At 53.0% G+C, this 22138-nt stretch carries 14 protein-coding genes; 5 read left to right on the forward strand and 9 right to left on the reverse strand.

Going from position 1 to position 22138, the window contains the following annotated elements:
• Nucleotides 1-1887 carry a RagB/SusD family nutrient uptake outer membrane protein gene (locus EG028_RS17145; protein ID WP_120517817.1) on the reverse strand — a complete coding sequence of 629 codons (1887 nt, stop codon included), beginning with the start codon at nucleotides 1885-1887 and terminating at the stop codon, nucleotides 1-3.
• An 11-nt stretch (nucleotides 1888-1898) separates the two neighbouring features.
• Nucleotides 1899-4952 carry a SusC/RagA family TonB-linked outer membrane protein gene (locus tag EG028_RS17150; protein ID WP_206614472.1) on the reverse strand — a complete coding sequence of 1018 codons (3054 nt, stop codon included), beginning with the start codon at nucleotides 4950-4952 and terminating at the stop codon, nucleotides 1899-1901.
• A gap of 468 nt (nucleotides 4953-5420) precedes the next feature.
• Between EG028_RS17150 and EG028_RS17155 the strand changes: the two genes are divergently transcribed.
• On the forward strand, nucleotides 5421-7814 hold the full coding sequence (locus EG028_RS17155) for an ABC transporter permease (protein WP_120517815.1): 2394 nt from the start codon (nucleotides 5421-5423) through the stop codon (nucleotides 7812-7814).
• 25 nt (nucleotides 7815-7839) lie between these two features.
• On the opposite strand, the gene EG028_RS17160 is transcribed toward EG028_RS17155, so the two are convergent.
• Nucleotides 7840-8199 carry a nuclear transport factor 2 family protein gene (locus EG028_RS17160; RefSeq protein ID WP_120517814.1) on the reverse strand — a complete coding sequence of 120 codons (360 nt, stop codon included), beginning with the start codon at nucleotides 8197-8199 and terminating at the stop codon, nucleotides 7840-7842.
• Between the two features lie 386 nt (nucleotides 8200-8585).
• Between EG028_RS17160 and EG028_RS17165 the strand changes: the two genes are divergently transcribed.
• A complete protein-coding gene (locus tag EG028_RS17165; protein WP_120517812.1) occupies nucleotides 8586-9695 on the forward strand; it encodes a sensor histidine kinase in 1110 nt (369 codons plus the stop codon).
• Nucleotides 9667-10392, forward strand: a complete 726-nt coding sequence (locus EG028_RS17170) for a LytR/AlgR family response regulator transcription factor (protein WP_120517811.1) — start codon at nucleotides 9667-9669, stop codon at nucleotides 10390-10392. Before EG028_RS17165 ends, EG028_RS17170 begins: the two co-directional genes overlap by 29 nt.
• 236 nt (nucleotides 10393-10628) lie before the next feature.
• Here EG028_RS17170 and EG028_RS17175 read toward each other — a convergent pair whose 3' ends face one another.
• A complete protein-coding gene (locus EG028_RS17175; protein ID WP_241559164.1) occupies nucleotides 10629-11477 on the reverse strand; it encodes a ThuA domain-containing protein in 849 nt (282 codons plus the stop codon).
• Between the two features lie 57 nt (nucleotides 11478-11534).
• Nucleotides 11535-12377 (reverse strand): tetratricopeptide repeat protein, encoded by an 843-nt coding sequence (locus EG028_RS17180; protein ID WP_120517810.1) that lies wholly within the window; start codon nucleotides 12375-12377, stop codon nucleotides 11535-11537.
• Between the two features lie 86 nt (nucleotides 12378-12463).
• On the opposite strand from EG028_RS17180, the gene EG028_RS17185 reads away from it, so the two are divergent.
• Nucleotides 12464-13795 carry a sensor histidine kinase gene (locus EG028_RS17185; protein ID WP_162946561.1) on the forward strand — a complete coding sequence of 444 codons (1332 nt, stop codon included), beginning with the start codon at nucleotides 12464-12466 and terminating at the stop codon, nucleotides 13793-13795.
• A gap of 114 nt (nucleotides 13796-13909) precedes the next feature.
• On the opposite strand, the gene EG028_RS27850 is transcribed toward EG028_RS17185, so the two are convergent.
• The 4 genes from EG028_RS27850 to EG028_RS17200 form a co-directional block, all read right to left on the reverse strand.
• Nucleotides 13910-14584 carry a T9SS type A sorting domain-containing protein gene (locus tag EG028_RS27850; RefSeq protein ID WP_206614471.1) on the reverse strand — a complete coding sequence of 225 codons (675 nt, stop codon included), beginning with the start codon at nucleotides 14582-14584 and terminating at the stop codon, nucleotides 13910-13912.
• Entirely contained in the window at nucleotides 14556-15986 is a 1431-nt protein-coding gene (locus tag EG028_RS17190; protein WP_206614470.1) for a glycoside hydrolase family 71/99-like protein, read from the reverse strand. The genes EG028_RS27850 and EG028_RS17190 overlap by 29 nt, the downstream gene beginning before the upstream one ends.
• Before the next feature lie 34 nt (nucleotides 15987-16020).
• The gene (locus EG028_RS17195; protein ID WP_120517808.1) at nucleotides 16021-18177 is read right to left on the reverse strand and encodes a GH92 family glycosyl hydrolase; all 2157 of its coding nucleotides are present in this window, start codon (nucleotides 18175-18177) and stop codon (nucleotides 16021-16023) included.
• Nucleotides 18178-18747: 570 nt separating this feature from the next.
• Nucleotides 18748-21486: a hypothetical protein gene (locus EG028_RS17200; protein ID WP_120517806.1), complete on the reverse strand. Its 2739-nt coding sequence runs from the start codon at nucleotides 21484-21486 to the stop codon at nucleotides 18748-18750.
• Between the two features lie 204 nt (nucleotides 21487-21690).
• Between EG028_RS17200 and EG028_RS17205 the strand changes: the two genes are divergently transcribed.
• Nucleotides 21691-22116, forward strand: a complete 426-nt coding sequence (locus EG028_RS17205) for a carbohydrate-binding protein (protein WP_120517805.1) — start codon at nucleotides 21691-21693, stop codon at nucleotides 22114-22116.
• The last annotated feature ends 22 nt before the right edge of the window (nucleotides 22117-22138 follow it).

The raw sequence follows: 22138 nt of genomic DNA on the forward strand, positions 1-22138 counted from the left end.
TTATAACCAAGGAGTGTTTTGTGTCAGCTTGGGATTACGTTCCCTTTCGCTAAGCGGTATCCTGAATATGTATACACGCTGATAAGCCCTTTCCTGCTGGTTCTGAAATACACCTCTTGTGGTGATCTCCCCATGCGTATCCCTGAAATCGCGGCCGGGTCCGTTCGCAGGTCCCCACACTCTTTCCAGCGCTCTCCAGCGGCGGAGGTCCCAGAACCGATGGCCTTCGGCAAACAGTTCCACGATCCTCTCCTGTTCGATAGCGTTGAAGAATACTTCCTTGCTCGCGGTTTTGTCCCCTGCCAAAGGAGGCAGTGCAGCACGGCGGCGGATCTTGTTCACCAGTTCTATCGCTTCCGCATTCGGCCCCGCCAGTGCATTGGAGGCTTCCGCATACATCAGGTATACATCGGCCAGGCGGATGAAGGGATAAGAATAGTTACCCTCGCTGCGGCCCAGGCCCGCGGTATTGCGCAGGAACTTGCGGAACACAAAACCGGTATTGCAACCGTCCGTGTTATACACATTGTCGTACCGGATGCCGTTCACCACGATATTTGGCGAGTTCCAGGTATTGTAAATGAAAGGAATAAAGCCGGTTGACTTGAGGGAGTTGAAACCTACGCTCAGCTCATAATCCCACATGATGGAAGACTTCATACGATAATCCCTGTTCGCGTAACTCAGCGGGTTCAGCGCGGAGTTCGGGCGGGTCCTTGCATCGGCAACAGTCGGTTTCAGCGGGATCAGCGGGGGCGCAAAATCGCCGGTGGTGATGAGCTGGTACCTGTCCGCGATTTCATAACGCGGGGTCATCCAGCACTGAGATCCTTCGTGGGAGCGGCCAGCCACATCCCTCATCAGTTCCTCGCCCTGGTTGGTATTAATACCGCCGTGGGTGAACACCAGCACAAATTCCGGGTTGTTCTCATTCGCCACCGGTGTGAAGAGATAATAATAGTTCGGCAGTTTTTCCGCTTTGCCGAGTGTGTCTATCTCGCCCGGATCGCCATTCCTCCACAGGTTGAGGCCCATTCCGAGAGATACCGTTCTGAGGTCCGCCGCCGCTTTTGTATAAGCGTCCGTAGCTTCAGCCGGAGTAGGTTTGAATGTTTCAAGCTCGGGCCATCCATACTGGTTCCAGCTTGCCCAGTACAGCATCAGTTTACCGCGAAGGGCCAGCGCGGCAGCCTTTGTAAAGCGGCCCTGCTCGCTGGAGATCTGCGGGAGTTTCTCGAATGCATAAGTAAGATCCGCATAGATGGAATCTTTGATCGTTGCTATCGGCGTACGCGCAAGCTGCGCTACTTCGTACTGGTTGGAAGGGTTGATGATCTGCGTAAAGTAAGGTACATCGCCCCACATGGTGATGAGCCTGAAATACACCAGGCCTCTCAGCAGGCGTGCTTCGCCCATGATCCTTTCCAGTTCCGGGATAGCGGCAGTGGGCACTTTCGGCATCAGGATCTTTACGTTTTCGATCACGTAGTTCGTTCTGTTCACACCGCCGTACAGGTAGCGGAACATCCTGTCATAACGGTCGCCGCCGCCGGCCGGTGAAGCCGGGCTCCAGTTACCGGTAGGGTAAGCGCCGCCCTTTTGTAACGAGCCGCTGTTCAGGTCGTCGTTCACGGTAGAGCTGGTACCCCTTGTACGCTGGAATTCGGTAAGCCCGTCAAAATAATATTCACGGTCAAAAAGCGGGCGTACATCTGCATACGCGCCCATTACGGCCACCTTTGCGTCTTTTTCCGTTTTCCAGAACTCGGATTCAGGTAGCTCGGTGGTAGGCTCCTGGTCCAGCAGGTTCTTGACACAGGATGTAGCCAGTACACACCAACCCGCCGCTATTGCTAATATCTGTATATAAATGCGTTGTCTTTTCATAATTCGTGCTTTTAAAGGCCTACGTTAATACCAAAGGAGTAAGACCTGTTTAACGGATAAGCGTTACTCCTGTTGCCTGTCAGTTCCGGATCAAGGCCGCGGAATTTGGTTAAAGTCCCGAGGTTTTCAGCAGAGCCGAATACCCTGAAGCTGTACAATCCTACCCTTTTCAGGAGGTTTGCCGGAATGGAATATCCCACCTGCACGTTTTTAAAGCGGATGTAGTTCAGATTATCCAGCCAGAAAGTAGTTTCCGAACGGTTGTTGCCGGAACCGCCCAGGCGGGGCCATTCGCCGTTTGGATTGTCATAGTTCCAGGGAAGGTTCCACTGGTCCCAGCCCCAGGCATAACGCGCGGCGGACGGGTTTACGTTGTTGTAGATATTGATCCAGTAATCTTTACGGCCGGTTGCCGCGGTGATCAGGAAAGCTACATCAATGCCTTTCCAGGAAACATTGCCGCTGAAGGAGTAGTTGGAAGTAGGCCTGTCGCGCTGCACATTGTCGTACGCTATTTTGTCGTCATCCGTGATCTGGCCATCGCCGTTCACGTCCTTACGAAGCAGGTCTCCGGGAGACGCGCCCTGCGGTGTATTGTTATAGATATCCTGCCAGGTTCTTGCAATACCGAGGTCCTGGAAAGTGATCAGGAAGTGGTAAGGCATATCCAGGAAAACCCAGCCTTTCGGCAGGAACTCATTCCATTTTTCAAGATTGGTCCTGTTATAGGAGGCATTAAAATTCATCCCGTAATTGAACTGCCCTACCCTGTCAGACCAGGTGAGGTTTGCTTCCACACCGCGGTTGCGCAGCTCGCCGATATTCTGGCGGGGCGCTACATATGCGCCGGCCAGCAGCTGGGAAAGATCTGAAGGCCTCAGCATGTCCGTGGTAAGACGGTCATAATAATCCAGCTCAGCGGTAAGCCTGCCTTCAAAAAATCCAAGGTCAAGACCGAGGTTCAGCACAGTGGACGTTTCCCAGGTAAGATCCGGGTTCACCAGTTTACGGTATACAAAACCCTTCATCATATCCTGGCCCAGCATATAGTGGCTGGTAGACAGGGTGGACATTTGTTCAAACCTGTCGATACCGCTGTTATTACCCAGGCTTCCGTAGGAAGCTCTCAGTTTACCGCTGCTGAGGATCTTACCGGTGATGGGCTTAATGAAGTTTTCTTCTGTAAAGCGCCAGCCTACTGCCACGGAAGGGAAGAAGCCGTAGCGGCTGCCGGGCAGGAACTTGGAAGAGCCATCATACCGGAAGTTTGCTTCGAGCAGGTATTTGTCGAAAGCAGTATAGTTGATACGCCCGATATAAGAGCGGAGCCCTTCCGTACTGGAGTTGCCCGATGCGCTCTGGATGGCCGGAAGCGCGGCGTCCACTTCGTGAAGGTCCGGGTGGATCCTGTCATTACGGTTACTGTTCTGTATCCGGGTGTTCCAGTATTCTTCGCTGTATACACCGAGCACTGAAATTTCATGATTCACCGCAATCGTACGGTTATAGCTGATGCGGCCCGTCATCATGGTTTTATAACCGGTGGTAGTGAAGTTGCCGATGCCGGCGTTATCCCCTACATATACACGGCTGCCCTGGGAGTTGGACTGAAAATTCCAGGCCTGGTTAGGGATGTTCGCGTTATAACGGAACTGGTTATTATAGTTCAGTGAATAATCCAGCCTGCCCGTCAGCCCTTCAATGGGCGTCCAGTCGAAATACACCTGGCCGTTTGCCTCCTGGCGGTTCTGACGGTTCAGCATGTTTTGGTACACGGTATACGGGTTGTACGCCTGTGCGTCTTCCCCATATGCCATTACACCGCCGTATTTATTGATAATGGGGTCATATGGCGTAATGCCTGCAATGGCATACTGCATGTCGAAGCCGGCGGTATTGGTGGAGTTGTCGTCCGTAAAGCCGTCTTCCAGCGCATATACCATTTTAGACCAGTTGCCGTTGAACTTCACGCCGGCATTCATGTTCTTGCGTACTTTATAATCGTAGCTGAAACGGGCGTTGTATTGTTTGTAATCGTTGTTGATCTGGAGGCCTTTTTCGTCCAGCACGCCCACCGACATAAAGAAGTTGGACTGCTCGTTGCCGCCGGACGCGGAAATATTATAGTTCTGTATCTGGCCGTCGCGGATGATCACATCCCACCAGTCCGTATTCGGATATTTCAGCGGATCAATCATCCCCAGCGCCATCCATTGGTCAATGGTACCGTCTTTGAACAGCCATTGCGAACGCGAGGTGCCTACAGAGGCCTGGCGCTGGTGCAGTGTAAGGGCGCGGGGATAGTTTGCCATGAAGTCGTAGGCACGGGTAGGTTTTTGCAAACCAAAAGTGCCGTTGAAATTGATAGCGGTCCTTTTCTGGCCCTTGCCGGACTTGGTAGTGATGAGGATTACACCGTTTGCCGCGCGGGAACCATAAACGGAAGCGGAAGTCGCATCTTTCAAAACGGACACGCTTTCGATATCATTCATGTTAAGGCGGTTGATGTCCACATCCGGCATACCATCCACTACTACGAGCGGGTTGGCGTTATTGACCGTACCGAGGCCTCGGATGATGAGAGCGGCGCTGTTGCGGCCGGCCATCCCGGAAGACTGTGATACAGCAAGGCCGGGCACCAGGCCGGACAGTGCGGAGGAAGCATTGGGAAGCGAGCGGTTGGTGATCTTTTCGTCCACTTTCACGGCGGACACGGCGCCTACCAGGTTCACTTTCTTTTGCGTACCATAACCCACCACTACCACTTCACCGAGCGCTTTCTGGTCGGTTTTGAGTGTTACGAGCACCGCGGTGCCGGAGGTGTAAGGTACTTCCTGTGAGGCGTAGCCGATGTACGTGATCACGAGGATACCGGATGCGTTAGGCGCACTTTTGATGTTGAAATTGCCGTTTGCATCGGTGGCCGATCCGGTGGTGGAGCCTTTTACGGCCACGCTCACACCCGGGAGCGGCGTTTTTTGTTCATCTGTTACGCGGCCCGTGATGGCATAGGTTTGCTGTGCTTGAGCCGTGTTGGAGATGAATACTGCTGCGAGCAGTAGCATGCAGAAACAACTAAAGGGAAGCCTGCGTAAAAAAGGAGGTGAATGTTTGAACATAACGCTTAGTTTGAGAAAGTATCAGCAATAAAAAGGCATGTGCCCGGCATTTCGCGGACACGTCAGGCAAATGCCATCCATGGAATGCAAACGTTTGCATTTATTTACATATAAAACAGTCCTATTTTGTTGGTGACATACGTGGAAAACTTGATTTGAGTTGTTTGTGTTTAGTTTCTGTTTGGTGCTTAAAATTGAGATTTTGGTTTTACCCTACTTCTAGTTTAACAAATGTATTAAAAACAATCGATTGTAATAAAAAATTTCAAGCATTTTACCGTTTTGTGGTATTTTCTTATTCGCATCGCTGCCAAAATGATGCTGAAACGCCCGTCCATAAAGGAATTCGACCGCCCTGATAATGTGTAGAAAATATCGCTTTTTGTCACTATATTATTAAAAATTCACCGACCCATGCTCCTTAATTATCTTCGGATCGCCCTTCGGAACCTATGGCAATATAAGTTATATACGGCCATCAATGCCTTCGGGTTGGCTACCGGTTTAACGTGTATGCTGCTGGCTGTATTGTTTATGCTGGATGAGCAAAGGTTTGACAGGTTCCATGCGCATAATCCCCACCTCTACCGCATCAATACCACGCTGGTGGCCGATAAAGGCGCTGCCTTGCGCACCACGGGCGGCACCGGCCAGGTTCAGGGGCCTGTTTTTAAGGAACAGATCCCGGAGATAAGGCAGTTCACCCGCATCATGGGCGGCGATATCTATGGGGACATGCATACCGGCAGCAAAGCTTTGCGGCTGCAGCAGGTGTTTGTGGATGACAATTTCCTGGAGACGTTCTCCTTCCCCGCCCTCTCCGGCGATCCGGCCACGGCCCTGCGGGAAATAGACGCCGCGGTAATCACGGAAAGCACTGCAATGCGGCTTTTCGGAAACACGGACGTGACCGGCCGGCCTTTGTATCTGGATTCGGATCCTTCCGCGCAAAAGCTGGGCAAGCCCCTCACCATCACGGCCGTGGTGAAAGATCCGCCCCCGCAGTCTTCTATCCGCTTCGACGTGCTGATGAACCTGCGTTTTCTCCAGCTTTCCTTTCTGGATGATACCTGGCTGAATGCCTATCTCGGCACTTTCCTCATCCTCCATCCAGGTGCAAACCTGGCCGCCGTGGAAACTAAAATGAACCAGATTTACCAGTCCGCCGCCGCCATACAAAAACAAAACCACCCCTTCGACCCGCAGATCAGTTACAGCCTGCAAAGGCTTACAGATATCCACCTGAACCCTTTACGGACGCAGGGCGGCAGCGTTGAGAACGGTATTGTGAACGGCAGCGATCCGGTGTACTCCCGGCTGTTCCTTGGCATTGCGGCGTTCATACTCCTGATGGCGGCCATCAACTTCATTCATATCAGCAACGCGGGAGCGCTCAGGCGCTCCAAGGAAGTGGCCGTACGTAAACTGAATGGCGGCAGCCGGGGGCAGATCATCGTGCAGTTCCTCCTGGAATCAGCAATCGTTTGCATTTTTTCGTTTGTGCTTGCGGGTGTTTTCACCCTGATAACCTTACCTGTGTTCAATGAATTAAGCGGCAAAGATTTGCAGGCAGGTGATGCGCCCGGGCTTTTGCTCTATGCGGTCATATTGCAGGCGGGTATTATTTTACTCGCGGGGCTGTACCCCGCCTATGTGCTTTCCGGTTTTAAACCCTCGTCTGTTTTATACCGAAAACCCAAACTCAGCGGCAAAGGTTTGTTTGGTAAAAGTCTTGTCGTGCTGCAGTTTTCACTGGCTGTATTCCTTATTATCGCATCGCTGAGTTATTACCGGCAGATGGAATTTGTACGCACCAAAAATCTTGGTTACAATCCTCACCAGGTGATCCGCTCCAATATACCGGGCAACCGCGATCCCAAACCCGTGCAGCAATTCCTGCGTTCCGAACTGGGCCGGGAACCGGGCATCCGATCCATTACCTTCGGCGGGGACGCGGGCGCGATGATCGCGCAAACCGGCGGCCAGCGCATCGAAGCGGTACATATGGTGATTGATGATGCTTACCTGCCCACGATGGAGATCTCCTTAAAAACAGGCAGCAATGTATCCGCCGGTGAACCCTACGGCGTTATTGTGAACGAGGCGTTTGTAAAGGCAGCGGGCTGGAAACAACCCCTGGGGCAGACCATTCTTGCCAATGAATATTTTGATAAAATACCAAGGACGGTTACCGGTGTGGTAAAAGATTTTCACAACGGCTCTCTTCATCAACGCCTGCAGCCCATGATCATGTTCCAGAACAACCGGCACTACGGCGGCATGTGGATCAGGTATGACAAAAACCGCCAGCCGCAGGCGCTGGCAGCTTTCGAAAAGGCGTACAAAACGATGATGCCCACGGCCGTATTCTCCTTCCAGTACATGGATGAGTTGAATGCCAAAGCCTACCAGCAGGAGCTGCGCTGGAAAAAGATCATCACCATCGCCACGGTGCTGTCCGTAATGATCTGCTGCCTTGGCCTGTTCGGCATAGCGCATCTTTCCACGCATCAGCGGATAAAGGAGATCGGGATCAGGAAAGTGCTGGGAGCCGGTGTACCGGGGCTGGCCTTTCTGATGTCGAAACAATTCCTGCAACCGGTGATGATCGCGTTGCTGGTCGCATCGCCGCCCGCGGCCTGGGTGATGCAGCGCTGGCTGCAGCAGTTTGCCTACAGCATACAGATCAACGGCTGGACGTTTGTATTCACGGCCGCCGTCATCCTTTGCCTGGCACTGGTGACGGTGGCATATCACACGATGGCCGCGGCATTGAGGAACCCGGTAAAAAGTATGAAGACGGAGTAATCCTCGTGCAGGTCACAAAGTGATCCTACATAAAAAAATGCTCGGAAACGATCTTTCCGTCCTTCACCGTGTAAACACACAGTTCTTCCCACTTCGCGCGTCCTCTCTCTTTCATGGTGAGGTCCATGGACATTACAAACGAGAACACGTTGCCGGTCACGACAGGTTCGCCTACCGTGATGCCATGCGCTTCTTCTATCATCGATTCAAACTTGCGGCCTTTTTCGATGATATTGTCCAGTCCTTTTTCTTCTTTCGGGAAAGCGGGGGTTTCATAAGGTTCAACGCTTACCACATCATCCGCGTACAGTTCTTTTTGTGCTGCTTCAAACTCGCCTTTGGCGCAATATTCGGCCAGGCGTTTTGCAATCTGTTCCGTAGTCATAATTCATGGTTTTAGAATAGTAAATATCCGCTTTTTATTGGTCCGGATACCGGCTTCATACAAATTTATCATGCCGGTGAAAATTGTTTTTAGGGCGTTGGCTATTGCAGTTTTTAGCTGTAGCTGGAAAACGTTACCCGCAACCCGGATGACATGAACGGGACTTTTATGGTCCAGGATAAGATCTGCGCGATCCATTCAATCACCCCGGATACATTTCACTCCCCTTTTAAGACCATTGAGCGCCGTTTTTCGGCTCTTCAGCATTCCATACCCATACCTGGCATGGATTTGTTCACCAGGAAAAGTGTTTACCACTGGTATAAAACTCACCGGCATCAGGCAAAAAAAATCCATTTTTGCACTTTAATACTTTGTATATCATCATGGCTGAAACTGCCCCCAATAAAAAGCACCCCTTTCTCCAAAGGAAATTCCTGATGGGCGTTACCTGGCTGGAAGTCATCCTATACTCGCTGATCTTTGTATGCCAGGGGCTGATTCTGGTCTTTTCCGCCGGGATAGGGAAAAAGCTGCCTGCCGCCTGGTACTGGACAGTAGCGGTAGATTCCACCAATATGGCCCTCGCCTGCCTGCCGGGATGGTGGCTGGTCTTCCGCAAATACAAGAGCCTGCCGCTCAGGCAGCGGTTCCTCCTGCATCTTTACGGCGCGCCGTTGTTTATGGTAATATGGTTTGTACTGATGAATACTTACCATTACCTGATGGGCAACCCGCTGTTCACGGGAAAAGATATCCTGCATACTTTTCTCCCGACCCTTACATTTTACGTACAGGTATTCTCCATCCTCCATATTTACCATTTCTACCGGGAGCGGGAAGCGCAATTAAAAAAGGAAAAAGAGCTGGCCGCCCTGGCCTTCAACAGCGAGATCAACGCGCTGAAAGCCCAGATACAGCCGCATTTCCTGTTCAACACCCTGAACTCCATCAGCGCCAGCGTACCGCCGGAGCTGGAGCCCACCCGCGAGCTGATCGCACGGCTGGCGGATACTTTCCGTTATTCCTTATACTGTACGGAGCATGAATGGGTGCCCCTGCATGAAGAGATCCGGTTCATCCGCACCATGCTGGAAGTGGAACATTCACGTTTCAAAGAACGGCTGGAGTTCGATATTTCTCCTTTAAACGGCGCGGGGAACACGCTGGTACCCTCCATGCTGCTGCAGCCGCTGGTGGAGAACGCCATCCGGCACGGCATCGGGCCCAGCATCAACGGGGGGCGCATCAGTATTGAAGTGGGAGAAAAACCCGGCAAGCTGGAGATCAGGATCAGCGATACCGGCGTAGGGTACCCCGGGGACCTGGAAAACCTCCAGGCATCTACCGGCGTGGGTTTGAAGAATACCCGCCAGCGACTGGAGCTTTTATTTTCGGAAACCATACATATCACCCGTAACGAGCCTTCGGGCCTGACGTTTACGTTTTACATTCACACCAATGCCCATGCAACGAAAAACAGCATTGATCATTGACGATGAGGAAGCTTCCCGTTTCCTGATAAAACAGTACCTGGCGGACTTCCCGGAAATCAACATTGCCGGCGAATGCCGCAATGGATCGGAAGCCATCAGGGACATCAACGCGGCCCAGCCGGACCTCGTGTTCCTGGACATACAAATGCCCGCCATCAACGGCTTCCAGGTATTGCAGGAGATCACGCACATACCGCTCATCGTGTTCACCACGGCCTACGATCAGTTTGCCCTCCGCGCGTTTGAGCTGAATGCGCTGGATTACCTGCTGAAACCATACACCCGTGAGCGTTTCAGCCTGACCATGGAACGCATACGCAAAAACTCCCAGGGCCAGAACCTTCACTTTCTCGCGGAAACCAGCACCGGCAACTACCCCAGCCGCATACTCGTGGAAAAAGGAAACCGCCTGAAAAACATTACGGTGGACGATATCATGTACCTCAAAGCGGAAAAGGATTACACACAGATACATACTGCGGAGCAGTCCTATCTCAGTTCCCAGGGTATCGGCACGCTGGAAAAGAGGATGGACCCGGAAAAATTCATCCGCATACACCGTTCGCACATCGTTAATATCCTGCATATCAAGGAAGTATACCGGGATATCAGCAAGATGTTCATCGTAATGAATAATGACACGGAGCTAAGTATAGGCAGGAATTACACGGACAATCTCCGGAAACTTATCTACTGAGATTCGTCGCCGGCCGGGGCATTTGGTCAGGCTTGCGTGCAGTTGGTCGATATGAGGCCGGGGGTGTTGGTATCCTTGGTATTTTCCGTATCACAAAATGATTTTGCATGACAAGGTTTATCATCTTTATACGCAGATATCTTTTACTGCTGCCCGGCAGGAGCCGCCCCCGCGTGAGGATCCAGGCGGAGAGGAACCGCCTGCGGGTGTAACAGCATTTCGCCGCGGCAGGATCATTAGGGCCTGGCCGCCCAGCTGACCGCATTCCTGAATAAAGTGGTATAGTCGCTGTTCCCGAACAGGTCCGGGCTATGGCCCATAAAAATGTACACGTTTTTGCCCGGCATACGCGGGTTGCTCCAGATCACTGGGTGGTCTCCCATCTTTTTGGCGGTCTCGGGTGAATAGGTATTTTCATCCACGCTGGCAATCACATGCACGTTCGGACGCGGGCTTTTGTTGTAGGTGTACCACTCTTCCTTTTCAATCCAAAAACCGTTTTTTATCCCTTTCATCACCGGGTGGGCGGTATCTTCCACCATCACTTTCCCTTTCGCAAAATCCGCGATATAGTCCTTAAAACGGATGCTTCCCATAAAGTCCGAGAACCACTGCCACATAGGGAACCCGTCAAATTCACCGAGCAAAGTGGCATGATGGAAACCGATCCAGCCGCCTTTGCCCGCATTGATGTACGCTTCAAAAGCTTTTGCCGCTTCGGGTTTCCAGGCATAGGGCGGATAATCCAGCTGGATGAACAACCGGAAATCCTCCAGGAACTTTTCGTTGATAAGGTCGGTGTTTTGTATGTATTGAATAGAAAAATTGCTGTCCGCGGCAAGCTGATCGAGCCATGGTTTTGCGGCGCGGGTATAGGCGATGTGATGGCCGCCGGGCTCGGCGAGCACCAGTACTTTAAAACGCGGATTTTTTGCCGGGGGAATGACGGGACCGTTAAGAAGACATGAGCCGATGGCCGGCCGGGGAGTGGATGTGACCATGGTGGGAGTGTCCGGCCGGAGCACCGATATATTCATCCCGACCAGCAGCAGCAAGGCGGTGGTGATCTTTGAAAAATTGTACATGAAGACAAGGGTTTTTGACGTGGAAATCCTGTTCCCACAATCTACAGATAGTCCCTCTTATTTGCAATACGCTTCCAGCTTTGCCGCGGCGTATTCCCCGCCGAGGTCTTTCGCCTTTTTCCAGTCGCCGCAGGCGCCCGCCTGGTCGCCCAGGTGCTGTTTGGTATTGCCGCGGTTAAAATACACCATGGGGTTCAGCGCGTCCAGTTCAATGGCTTTGTTGTAATCCAGCAGGGCGGCTTCGTATTCGCCGGCTTCATCTTTGTTCACCGCGCGGTTGATATATGCTTCCTTGAATTCCGGCGAAAGGGAAATGGCTTTATCGTAATCCTCCCGGGCTTTGGCGCCCAGCAGTATTTCTTCTTTGGCGATGGCACGGGAATACCAGGAATTCGCGTTTTCGGGGAAAATACGGATGGCGGTGGTGAAATTGATCACTGCCGCGCCGAAATTCCGCTGCCGGTAAGATTCCATGGCCAGCTCAAAATAATGCGCCAGCCTGGCGGGCGCTTCGTCCTGGAAATCTTTGCTGTCCGCCCCGGCAAAAGTGCCATAACCATCCAGGCGACAGTCATGCTCGTAGCCTTTAATGGCCAGATCTATGGCCCAGCAGAGGAGGTTGTCCGCATCCACGGGGAATTTCGGGGAAAGCGTTTCCAGTTCCCACTGGCCGTTCTGCTGGCTGATAGATTTGGTGGTCATGCCATAAACAGCCGTAAGGAAAGCCGCCAGTTTTTCGAGCTTTTCCTGCCGGTCCGCTATAAAATACACATCAAACTCCGCCAGCGCGTATTCCGGGAAACCGCTGCCGGTCATCCTGTCGTACACATCCGCCGCAAGGATCACTTCTTCGGGGAATTTGGCGATAAACTGTTCGCGGGTAAAATATCTGTCTGCCATACTGCTCAATTTTACAGGGATCAAATGTACAGGTTTATGTGGAAACCTTGCCGCCGGTTCTGCCCCGGATGTTTATCTTTGTGCCCATGCCGGCTTTTTCCCCGTACCCTTTCACCAGCATATTTACGCGTATTGCCAACATTGGCGTGCGGACGGGGATGCCGTTCATCGAAGCCCGGCGTACCCGGCTGCTGAACCTGCTGGCCCTCCCCTGGCTGCCCCTCATGCTTATTTTCTGTATTCTGAACGCATTTCAGGACAGGCACCTGCTGAGCCTCCTGAACGGCCTGAACGTAGCAGGCGGCCTCACCGTGCTATGGCTGCATCACCGGCAGCGTTACCTCAGCGCCCGGCTGCTGCTGATCGTTTACAGCATCGTTTTATACACCATCACCGCCCTGCTTTACCGCAACGGCGCCGAATATTTCCTGTTAAACATCCTTATCGTCACCATCCTCGTGTACGATAACACCTGGCTGATCGCCACGCTTTCGCTGATCACCATTTCCGCGTTCCTGATCATCCATTTTACCGGCGCGGAGGCGCCGGGCCAATTCACCGTTCCGGTTCCCCGTATCGTATTTAACGTGTCCTGCGCCCTGCTGTTTCCCATCCTGGCGCTGACTTATTTCAAACAGGTACATGCGGATTACCAGCAGGAGATGGAAGCCAAACGCCAGGCCCTTGCCGCGCTGAACCGGGACAAGGAAAAACTGTTCTCCGTCATCGCGCACGACATCCGCGGGCCGCTTGCCACGCTGGAGCTGCTGCTGGACATGTTCCGCAAAGGAGAATACAACGAAAGCAGTATGTTGGAAGCCTCCGAAGAGCTCTATAAAAAAGTACATCACCTCGGCGGCTCCATCGACAATATGCTGCGCTGGAGCATGGGGCAGATGCGCGGTATCAGGACAGCGCCGGAACATTTCCCGCCCGCCCCGCTGGCGGATGAAGTTTTGCAGATGTTCGTGCCCGGCATAGACGGAAAATCATTACAGGTCACGCAGGACATCCCCGGGGAAATATACCTGTTTGCGGACCGGGAACAGGTGGCCGTGATACTGCGCAACCTCGTCAGCAACGCCATCAAATTCAGCCATCCCGGGGGCAGGATATATCTTGGCGCCAGCCAGTCCCCCAGCACCGTTACGCTCACCGTGCGCGACGAAGGAACGGGCATTGCAGCGGACAAAATGAGCGGGCTGTTTTCTTTCCAGACCATTCCCTCTTACGGCACCGGCGGCGAAAGAGGCAGCGGCCTCGGGCTGTTGCTATGCCTCGAATTCACCAATCTCAACAACGGCCAGCTGCTGGTCAAAAGCACCCCCGGCGAAGGCACCGTCTTCACCGTCATACTTCCCGCCGGCTCCGCAGGGGCGCCCGCAAACAGCGATGAGGCAGATGACGAGGATTTTTGAGGATCCGTTCCGGGATACAACAATTAACAGACGGATATTTTCTCTTCAAACAAAAAATGCCCACCTGTGAGATCACAAGTGGGCTTTCATTGTTATCACGTTACTACTTAAACTTTATCGGGTAATAATGAGTTTTTTCACGATGAACTTTCCGTTCCTTTCCACCCTGAGAATATAAATACCAGCCGGGTATGCCTGCACCGGCAGTTCCGTTCTGCTGGAAGTAGCCTGCTGTCTTAAAAGGCTCTTCCCGTCGACATTCAGTAGCTCCAGTCTTTCGTTGCCGGTCCAGTTGCTGATACTTACCGTTGCCGTTTTGTTCGCCGGCTGGGGAAATATCTGTACGAGACTTTCTTCTTCGCTCTGTGTTTTAAAAGCCGCCAGTGCAAATGACTGCGTGGTGTCTTTTATCACGATGTCGTCTATATAAGTTTTAAACGCACCTACATCCGCGCCGTGATCATAGGCGATCATGATCCTGTCAATCGTTTTACCGTTAAGCCAGTTGCCAATGAAACAGGTCTGTTTCTGCCATGTATTCACCGTGCCACGGCCCGCGCCGGGATGCATGGATACGCCGTTGATGTCCGTGGCGCCCGCATCGCGCAGGTTGCTGCCATCCGTCATCACAAGGTCCACGGATACGTAGCGCGAAAGGTTATTGGTGGGATATGCCAGCCAGGTGAGCCGTGTGTTTGCATTCACGGGAATGTTCACGTCGAACACGCGGAAGTAATGATACGAACCGCCGCTGGAGGCATTATCCGTACCCCGCGCGGATGGATGCATTGCCGGTATAACTGGTTTCTCCTGTCACAACGCCACAAAGCGGGCTGAGCACACTTTTGGGAATGGACGTGGGATCAGGGCTGTCCGTCCAGGTGGGCATCGCATCATAGCCGTTTTGCACGCTGGTGCGGAACCACAGCGGCGCTACCGAAAACGGGATGTTCACATTCGTAGTGAGCGGCGTGGTGCCTTTGAACACTTTCGTGGCCTGGCCTGTGAGGCGGAGATAAAAATCGGGGCTGAGGTAAGAACCGTCCGCACTGGCGGTCAGGAAATACTGGTTGTGCGGCACATCAAAATAACTGTCCGCCATTTTCATGATGTTCGTGGCTTCGTCGTATTCGTCGAACATAGCGATGTACGCGGTGTTAAAACCCAGGTTCTTCAGGTTGTACACCTGCCGCCAGAAAAACTCGCCTTTGTTCCGCGGTATCTGGTTCACCGCGCCGCCGTTCCAGTTGCTCCATGCAAAACCCGGGAAGATCACCGGCTGGTAATCGATGCCGTTTGTATTGCAATAAGCCAGGTCCGGCGTTACGTGATTGGTGATAAAATTGTCCGCGCCGGCATTATTGGAAAAGCGGCCGACGGACCAGGGAGAAAGCATATCGAAACTATTGTACACCGCGCTATAGCCGGGATGGCTGTCGCCGCTGCTGGTACGCCAGTTTGTAGGCACGCCGCCGATCACGTAATACCCTTTTCCTTTCAGCCAATTGATAATGGCGATGCTGTGCGCGGGCACATTGGTGCGGCCGGTGAAGCCGAAGCCCCAGAGGCAGATCACGGGCTTGCCGTCCTGGTGCGCGTAGTAAGGTGAATTCACCACACCGAGATTGTTTTCGATGTGCAGCCAGTCATTTTTAAAATAAGTGGTGTCGTCCGCGCTCATGTCGTACATGATGTAGAAAATACGCTGGTACTGTTCCGCCGCGCGGCGCATGCGTACGGCCACGCTGTCGCGGTTTCGTTTGAATACGCCATCGCGGGTTTCCCCGAGAAAACGTTGCAGGGCGGCGCCGTCTATGCCATGCTGCTGCATCCAGGAGAAGTGCAGGTCGATGGTTTGCGGCTGCCAGGAAGTAAACAGTTTGGCGGGATCGCCGATGTTCGTGTTGCCCAGGTTCGTCTGGAACATTACGGATGCGGGGTACTCTTTTACGTCGGGGTACGCTTCAAATGAAATAGCGCCCGGCGCGGGGCTGCCGTTATTGGAGTTGTACTGGCCTGCGCTCCAGTGGCGCCACCTGGCTACGGGGGATCCATCCCCGTAGCAGTTGAACCATGCCTGGTAACCAGAGATCACTTTTCCTTTAACAGATTGCGCCGCGGGCGCTACCTGGGCTAACACGGGTAACCAACACACTAACAGCAAATTGAGTACGTGGAATCTTTTCAGCATTTGGATGAAATTTTAAAGGTGAAGGAATGATGTGTTACATTGCCCCCCAGCTTTTATTTGGCTTAGGGCCCATCTCCAGTTCAAGGGTGCCGCCGCTTACCAGTTGCTCGTGTGTAAATACCGGCTTCAGCAATGGCTGGCCGTTGAACTTCGCGCTTTGAATGTATTTGTTTACGACGGACGCATGGTGCGCCAGTACGGTGAACTGTTTGTTGTCCGACAGCTGGATGCTTACTTTTTCAAACAACGGGCTGCCGATGCTGTATTCCGGCACACCGGGCGTCACCGGGTAAAAACCCATGGAAGAGAAGACCACAAAGGCGCACATCCCGCCGCCATCTTCGTCGCCGGGGATGCCGAAAATGTTGTCTTTGAACCAAACGTCCAGCAGGAAACGGATCCGCTTCTGCGTCTTCCAGGGGCTGCCCGTGTAGTTGTAGAGATAAGGAATATGAAAACTGGGCTCATTGCCCATTGAATACTGTCCTACAAGACCGGTGGCATCGGGGAATATGCTCCAGAACTCGTATTTGCTGCGGCCGAGCCCTTCGCGGTACAGCTGGTCCAGCGCGGCTTCCATCGGTTTGGCCCCGCCAAAAAGATCACGCAGGCCGGCAATGTCGTGCTGCACCTGCCATTGGTAAGTGTAGCCGTTATTTTCGTCGTAGAACTCACGGCCGCCCATGCCGCCGTCGATCTTCGGATCGATTTTGATCCATTCCCCGGCGCCGTCTTTGGGCATGAACATTTTTGCCTGCGGCTGCCAGAGGTTTTTGTAATTAAATGCGCGTTTTGTAAACGTCTCTTTGTCTCCTGTCTTTTTCAACTCACCTGCCAGCTGCGAAAGCGCCCAGTCGTCATACGCGCCGCCCAGCGTTACCGCCACCGCCTGTCTTTTTTCAAAACCATGCACCATCGGATCGGTTTCTTTTACGCCTTTAGGCAAAGCGGGGAAAAACCCTTTGGTGAGATAAACATCATCCAGCGGGCCTTTCGGGCCGTTGCGCCAGGGCAGCATGGTGGCTTGTGTGGCATTTTTTTTCATGCCTTCGTATGCTTTTTCCACATCGAAGTTGCGCAGGCCTTTGCGGTACGCGTCCAGGAAAGTGACGGAGGAATGGAAGCCGTTCATACAGGCGTGATCACCGAAAAGCACCGGGAATGTAGGCATCCAGCCGCTTTGCTCGTACATGTGCACGTAAGACTGCAGCATGTCTTCTTCCTGCTTCGGGTTCAGGATAGTGCGGAGCGGGTGATGGGCAAGATAAGTGTCCCAGCTCCAGTCATCCACATAAAACGGGCGGGTGGCGCCGGTATGTACTTTTTTGTCGTAGCCGGAATAATAAGCGCCGTCTTCCGTGATATTCACCATGCGCTCATAACAGCGGTACAAGGCAGTATAAAAAGATCTGCGTTGCGCTTCCGTGCCACCGCTCACCTGTATCTGGTTGATCACTTTGGCCCATGCGGCTTCGCCTTGTTTTTCCAGGGTTTCGAAGGAGATGCCGTTGCCCACTTCTTTCCCGAAGTTTTTCTTCGCCTGCTCCGCGCTCACGAAAGATACCGCGTACCTGAATTCAATGGTTTCCGGTGCGTTTGCGGTAAAACTGATCTGCGACTTACCAGTGGTACCGGCAGTGTTAAACTCCCCGTACATGAACACTTTCACATCATCGTGCCAGATTTCCACCGCGGCCACGGTTTTATTGTCCAGCCATTTCCATTCAAAGAAACCGCGGTTATAGGCGCTGAATTGCAGGTTTTTCGGTTTGCCCGCGGGGAAGCTGAAGCGGAAAATGCCGGCCTTTTCGCCGGGCGTATATCTTACGGTGATCTCATCGTCCACCAGGTAGGTTTCGTACACCCAGGGGCGTGTGATCTCCAGGTCATGGTCGTAAGTCATGGCCCTGGGCGCCGTGGCGCCGGTGTAAGGTTTTACGGCGAATACTTCGCCGAGGCGGTGGGACACGACCAGCAGCGGGAAACTTTTGATCTGATCGTCAATATAATCCGCCCTGATAGGATGCATCCGCATCACCTGGTTGGGCAATTGTACCGTGGGACGGGTGGGCTGCAGCAGCTGTCCTACATTTCCGACCTTTGGGTCCACATACGGCAGAAAGTTCTGTCCGAAACTCTGGTGCATGAATAACAACAAAACACCTGTCCATTTTAAGCTTTGTTTGAGCATAAGGTATATCCGTTAATTACATTGAAGATTTGCGGTTGTAAATGTGCGGGCGATCCGCCGGCTGTGCACGGTGAACCGTATGCTGCCGGAAGATTGCCCCGCGATGCCTGGCTGATGACTGCCCGGCCCCTGGAAAGGATGCTTTGCCGGGACCGGCCGTTCGCCCATACCGGACCCAGGGGTTGTATGCCACATCATTTCCGGCGGATTTGGCGTGCCAGGGACAGGAAACGCCTGGTGCCTGACTTTCAAAGCAGCCCTGCCATTACCGGGAACTGTTTCTTTGCCGGGCGCTGCGGCGGCCTGTGCCCCGGCTACGGGTGCGGGAAGCTGGTTCTCCGGCGTGTTTTGGCCTTCACCCCGGCCTTGCGGGCTAAGGAGATGGTGAGCGGAAGGACTTATTGAAAAATGCGAACAGGGGGGGATAAAAAGTAAAACGTGATCTATTTTCATCGTGGAAACGTTTCGTGGAAAATAACAGATCACAAAGTAAATTCCGGGGGCTTAACAGGGAGTATAATAAACGATTAACAGAACCATTAATTTCCCGGCATTAAGAGAATTAATGCGTTAATGGAGGATATCATTGAAAGATTGGGGGTATTCTTCACCGTAAATATGCCGGTATTCTTTTACAAAACGCTCATAGGCATGCCTCGCCAGCGAATGCCGCCCCAGCATCACGAGGCTCCGGCACTTGATGGCCAGCGCCTGCTCGTTCACCTGGTCCAGCACAAACATACAGTTTGCAACAGCGATCAGCAGCTCGGGATCGTCGTTCCATTGGCCGCCCGCCGCTTCTCTGGACAGCCGGTCCAGCAGCCTGCCGGAGATCTCCGACTTAAAGTCATCCAGCCACTCGTATTCCGTCTGGTAAAGGAACGGGCCGCGCATGACGATATAGAGCATTTCCCGGATATCCAGCCCGTTGAAGTCCTTCGGCGCCAGCCGGTGCAGGTCCCGCAGATCGATATATACGCTCTGGTCCATATCCAGCCGCCAGTTGCCGGATTCTTTCCTTATGCCAAAGGTCCCCAGCTTTTCGAGGATATTCTTGAGTTTCAGGATGTTTACGGAGCGGTTATTTTTCGCCGCTTTGTCCGACTTATCATTCCAGAGTATCTCATTGAGTTTTTCCACCGAAATGCCATGCCCGTTTTCGATGGTATGCACGGCGATCAGGAGGAAAAGTTCTTTCAGCAGGGGGGTGAACTGGCGGGTAAAGTCCTGGCCGGCGGCATCTTTTACGGTGAAATTGCCGAACAGGTATATCCAGGACACAGGCGGTGTTTCCCCGGCCGCCTGGATATCTTCCTGCTGCGGGTGGGTTTCATACCGTCCTCCCGGGGCCACGCCTTCAGGCAATTGCTGTATGGTTGCCGGGTGCACGGCCAGGCCGGCCTCGTTTCCATGATGCACGCCTCCGGACGGCCCGGTTTCCCTGTTCAGGCGATTGCCAGGCGTCCCCCCTTCATAGCTTTTACCGGCCGCTTCGTCTCCCCGCGGCACCGCATGGGCCGGTTTCCTGTTCCCATGATGGTATCCCTCCGCCACGGTAGCCTGGTCAAGGGGGAATGCGCTGTGAGGGCGCTCCCCTTCTTTCCGTTTTTTCCTTCTCCGCTTTGTTCTGACGGACAGCAGCAGGGCGAACAGCAGGAACATCAGTCCTATCATATAATACCACCACGGTATCCTGAAAGGCGGGGGTTTGACGCCCGTAACCGGCAGCTGTTCCGGTGGGAAGGCGATGGAATATATCTTCACCCGGGTGTGCCGGTTTTCTTTTGTAAAAGTGGTAACAGCCAGCAAACGTTTGCTGGCAGCGCAAAAAAACAAGCCGGCAAACGCCCGGGTATCTTTAAATTCAAAAGGGATCGTATCTGCCAGCAGCGTATACCCCGGTGCGCCCAGCGAACCCTTGATCAGCTGAAGCCTTGAATCATAGCGGTCGTTGGGGAAAATGAGGGCGTAATAACACCTGGCGGCCGTATCTATCACCATGGAATTGCCGAATACGAACTGTTCTTTCGGGGTATCCAGTGTGAAGAGTTTTTTTACGGCGCCGGTACGCACATCCAGCCGCAGCATATCGTAGAGATAACGCGGGTTCAGCATCTGCTCGCCGGTGGTACTGCCAAAGCCGCCGAGGATATAAGCCGTGTCTCCCACGGAGCCCAGCGCGGCCAGGTAGCGCGGCGTGTAGTTGTCCCCGTTAGGCCGGATGCTGTCCCAGGCCGCTGTATTAAAATCATACCGGGATATCCTGTTCTTATAACGGTACTGGCCGTAACCGCCCAGGAAATATATGGAGCGGGAGGAGGAGGAATAGAACCGGTTCGCCTGCCAGTATTCGGTGACATAAATAGAATCAAAAGGCGGTTGCCAGCTGCCATCACGGAAAGCTGCCGCCCAGAAATGATCGATATTAAACTGCCAGAGCCCGCGCGTATCCGGGTTCAGGAAAGTATGGCTGCCCAGGAGCAGTTGATGGCGCGGATCTTTCACAGGCTCCGCATGGGTTGCCCCGCTCTTTTCCGCATACCGGTAAATGGAATCTTTCCCGACGATGATCAATTCTTCCCGCTCTGCATCAAACGCCACGGAGGCATGACCTTTTATCACGGCATCGTACCGCGGCTGCCAGTGCAGGTGTAGCGCAGCAGCCCAGGTGGCGTTCGTTACGATGGCTTTTTGCCCGCGCAGGCTGTCCATGGCCACATTGCCGGCGGTTTCGCGCAAAGGCCAGTAAGCATCCGGGCGGCCGTCTTTTTCAAGCGAGATGTTACGCACCTGCATGGGCGGCAGGTCCGTGCTGCGGAAGTCCGGGTAATTGCAGGCGCCGAATATGATATAAAAACAATCGTCTTTAAGATCTGCGTTCGTTTTGCCACACAGCTTTCCGTTCACATAAAAAGCCAGTTCCCCGCCTTCACGGGTAAGCCTGAACCGGTTCCATTGCTGCCGCGGGCCCTGGTTCTCCACATGAAAACTGATGCCGGAAAGCTGCTCTCCCACTACCAGGTTAAATGCGCCTGTATTAGGGCTGTATAAAAGATCGATGTTCTGATGCTCCTGGTTGATCAGCCGGAACACGTACCCGAAATAAGCAGGCTGACCGGGAAGGAAGGATATATCGAAGCTGAGGCTGAAGCCGGAGGAAAGACACAGCGGAACGCCGCCGCCAAGGTCCAGGGAAGTCCTTTTTTCCTGCACCGCTTCAAAAGATGAAAAAACCAGCCCGTGCGATTGCGCATAGGTGGAAGCCCCGTTAAACAGCAGACAGAAAACAATCAGGAAAAATCCTTTCATCTCAAATTCATGTATGGAACAAAGCGCCAGTACGTTCTTTCGTTCTTATTAGCTGAGTTTGAAAGATAATTGTTTTTTTATTAATGCCATAGGTGCGCTGCAAAGTAAATATTATTATTTATCTTTATGTAAATTATTGATAACCTGGATATGGACACAAGACCCGGTCCGCTGTCCATTAAAAGATACGAACGCCCTTAACCTATGAGGCCTCTTGCACTAGCTGTAACGGCAGCTATTTTATTTCTCCTTTCGCTGCCTGCAAGAGGTCAGTTGCTCTCGCGTACCCCACCGCCGGACACGGTAAAATACCAGATGAAAGACGGTTCATTTCTTGCCTTCCGCCAGGTGAACCTGAGTATGGGGGAAATCGGGTTCGAGATTATGATCACCAGCAATATCAAAGGGAAAAATGCGCCGAAGCTGGAGTTCAGGATAGACCGGCCGAAGGGTAAAAAGATCGGAACGCTCAGGATCCCGGACACGGCGGATACCACCTACCACCTCAAACTCACCGGCCAGCTGCGGAACGCTTTTGGCATCCACGACCTTTTCCTGGTGGCAAAAGGGGAAGGTGAATTCCAGATATCGGGGTTTGGGTTTATCCATAATTATTATGCGGAACGGTAGCTGTTTTTTGTAATTTCCCCGT

Origin of the sequence: Chitinophaga barathri, assembly GCF_003807585.1 — a bacterium.
Taxonomy (GTDB): Bacteria; Bacteroidota; Bacteroidia; order Chitinophagales; family Chitinophagaceae; genus Chitinophaga; species Chitinophaga barathri.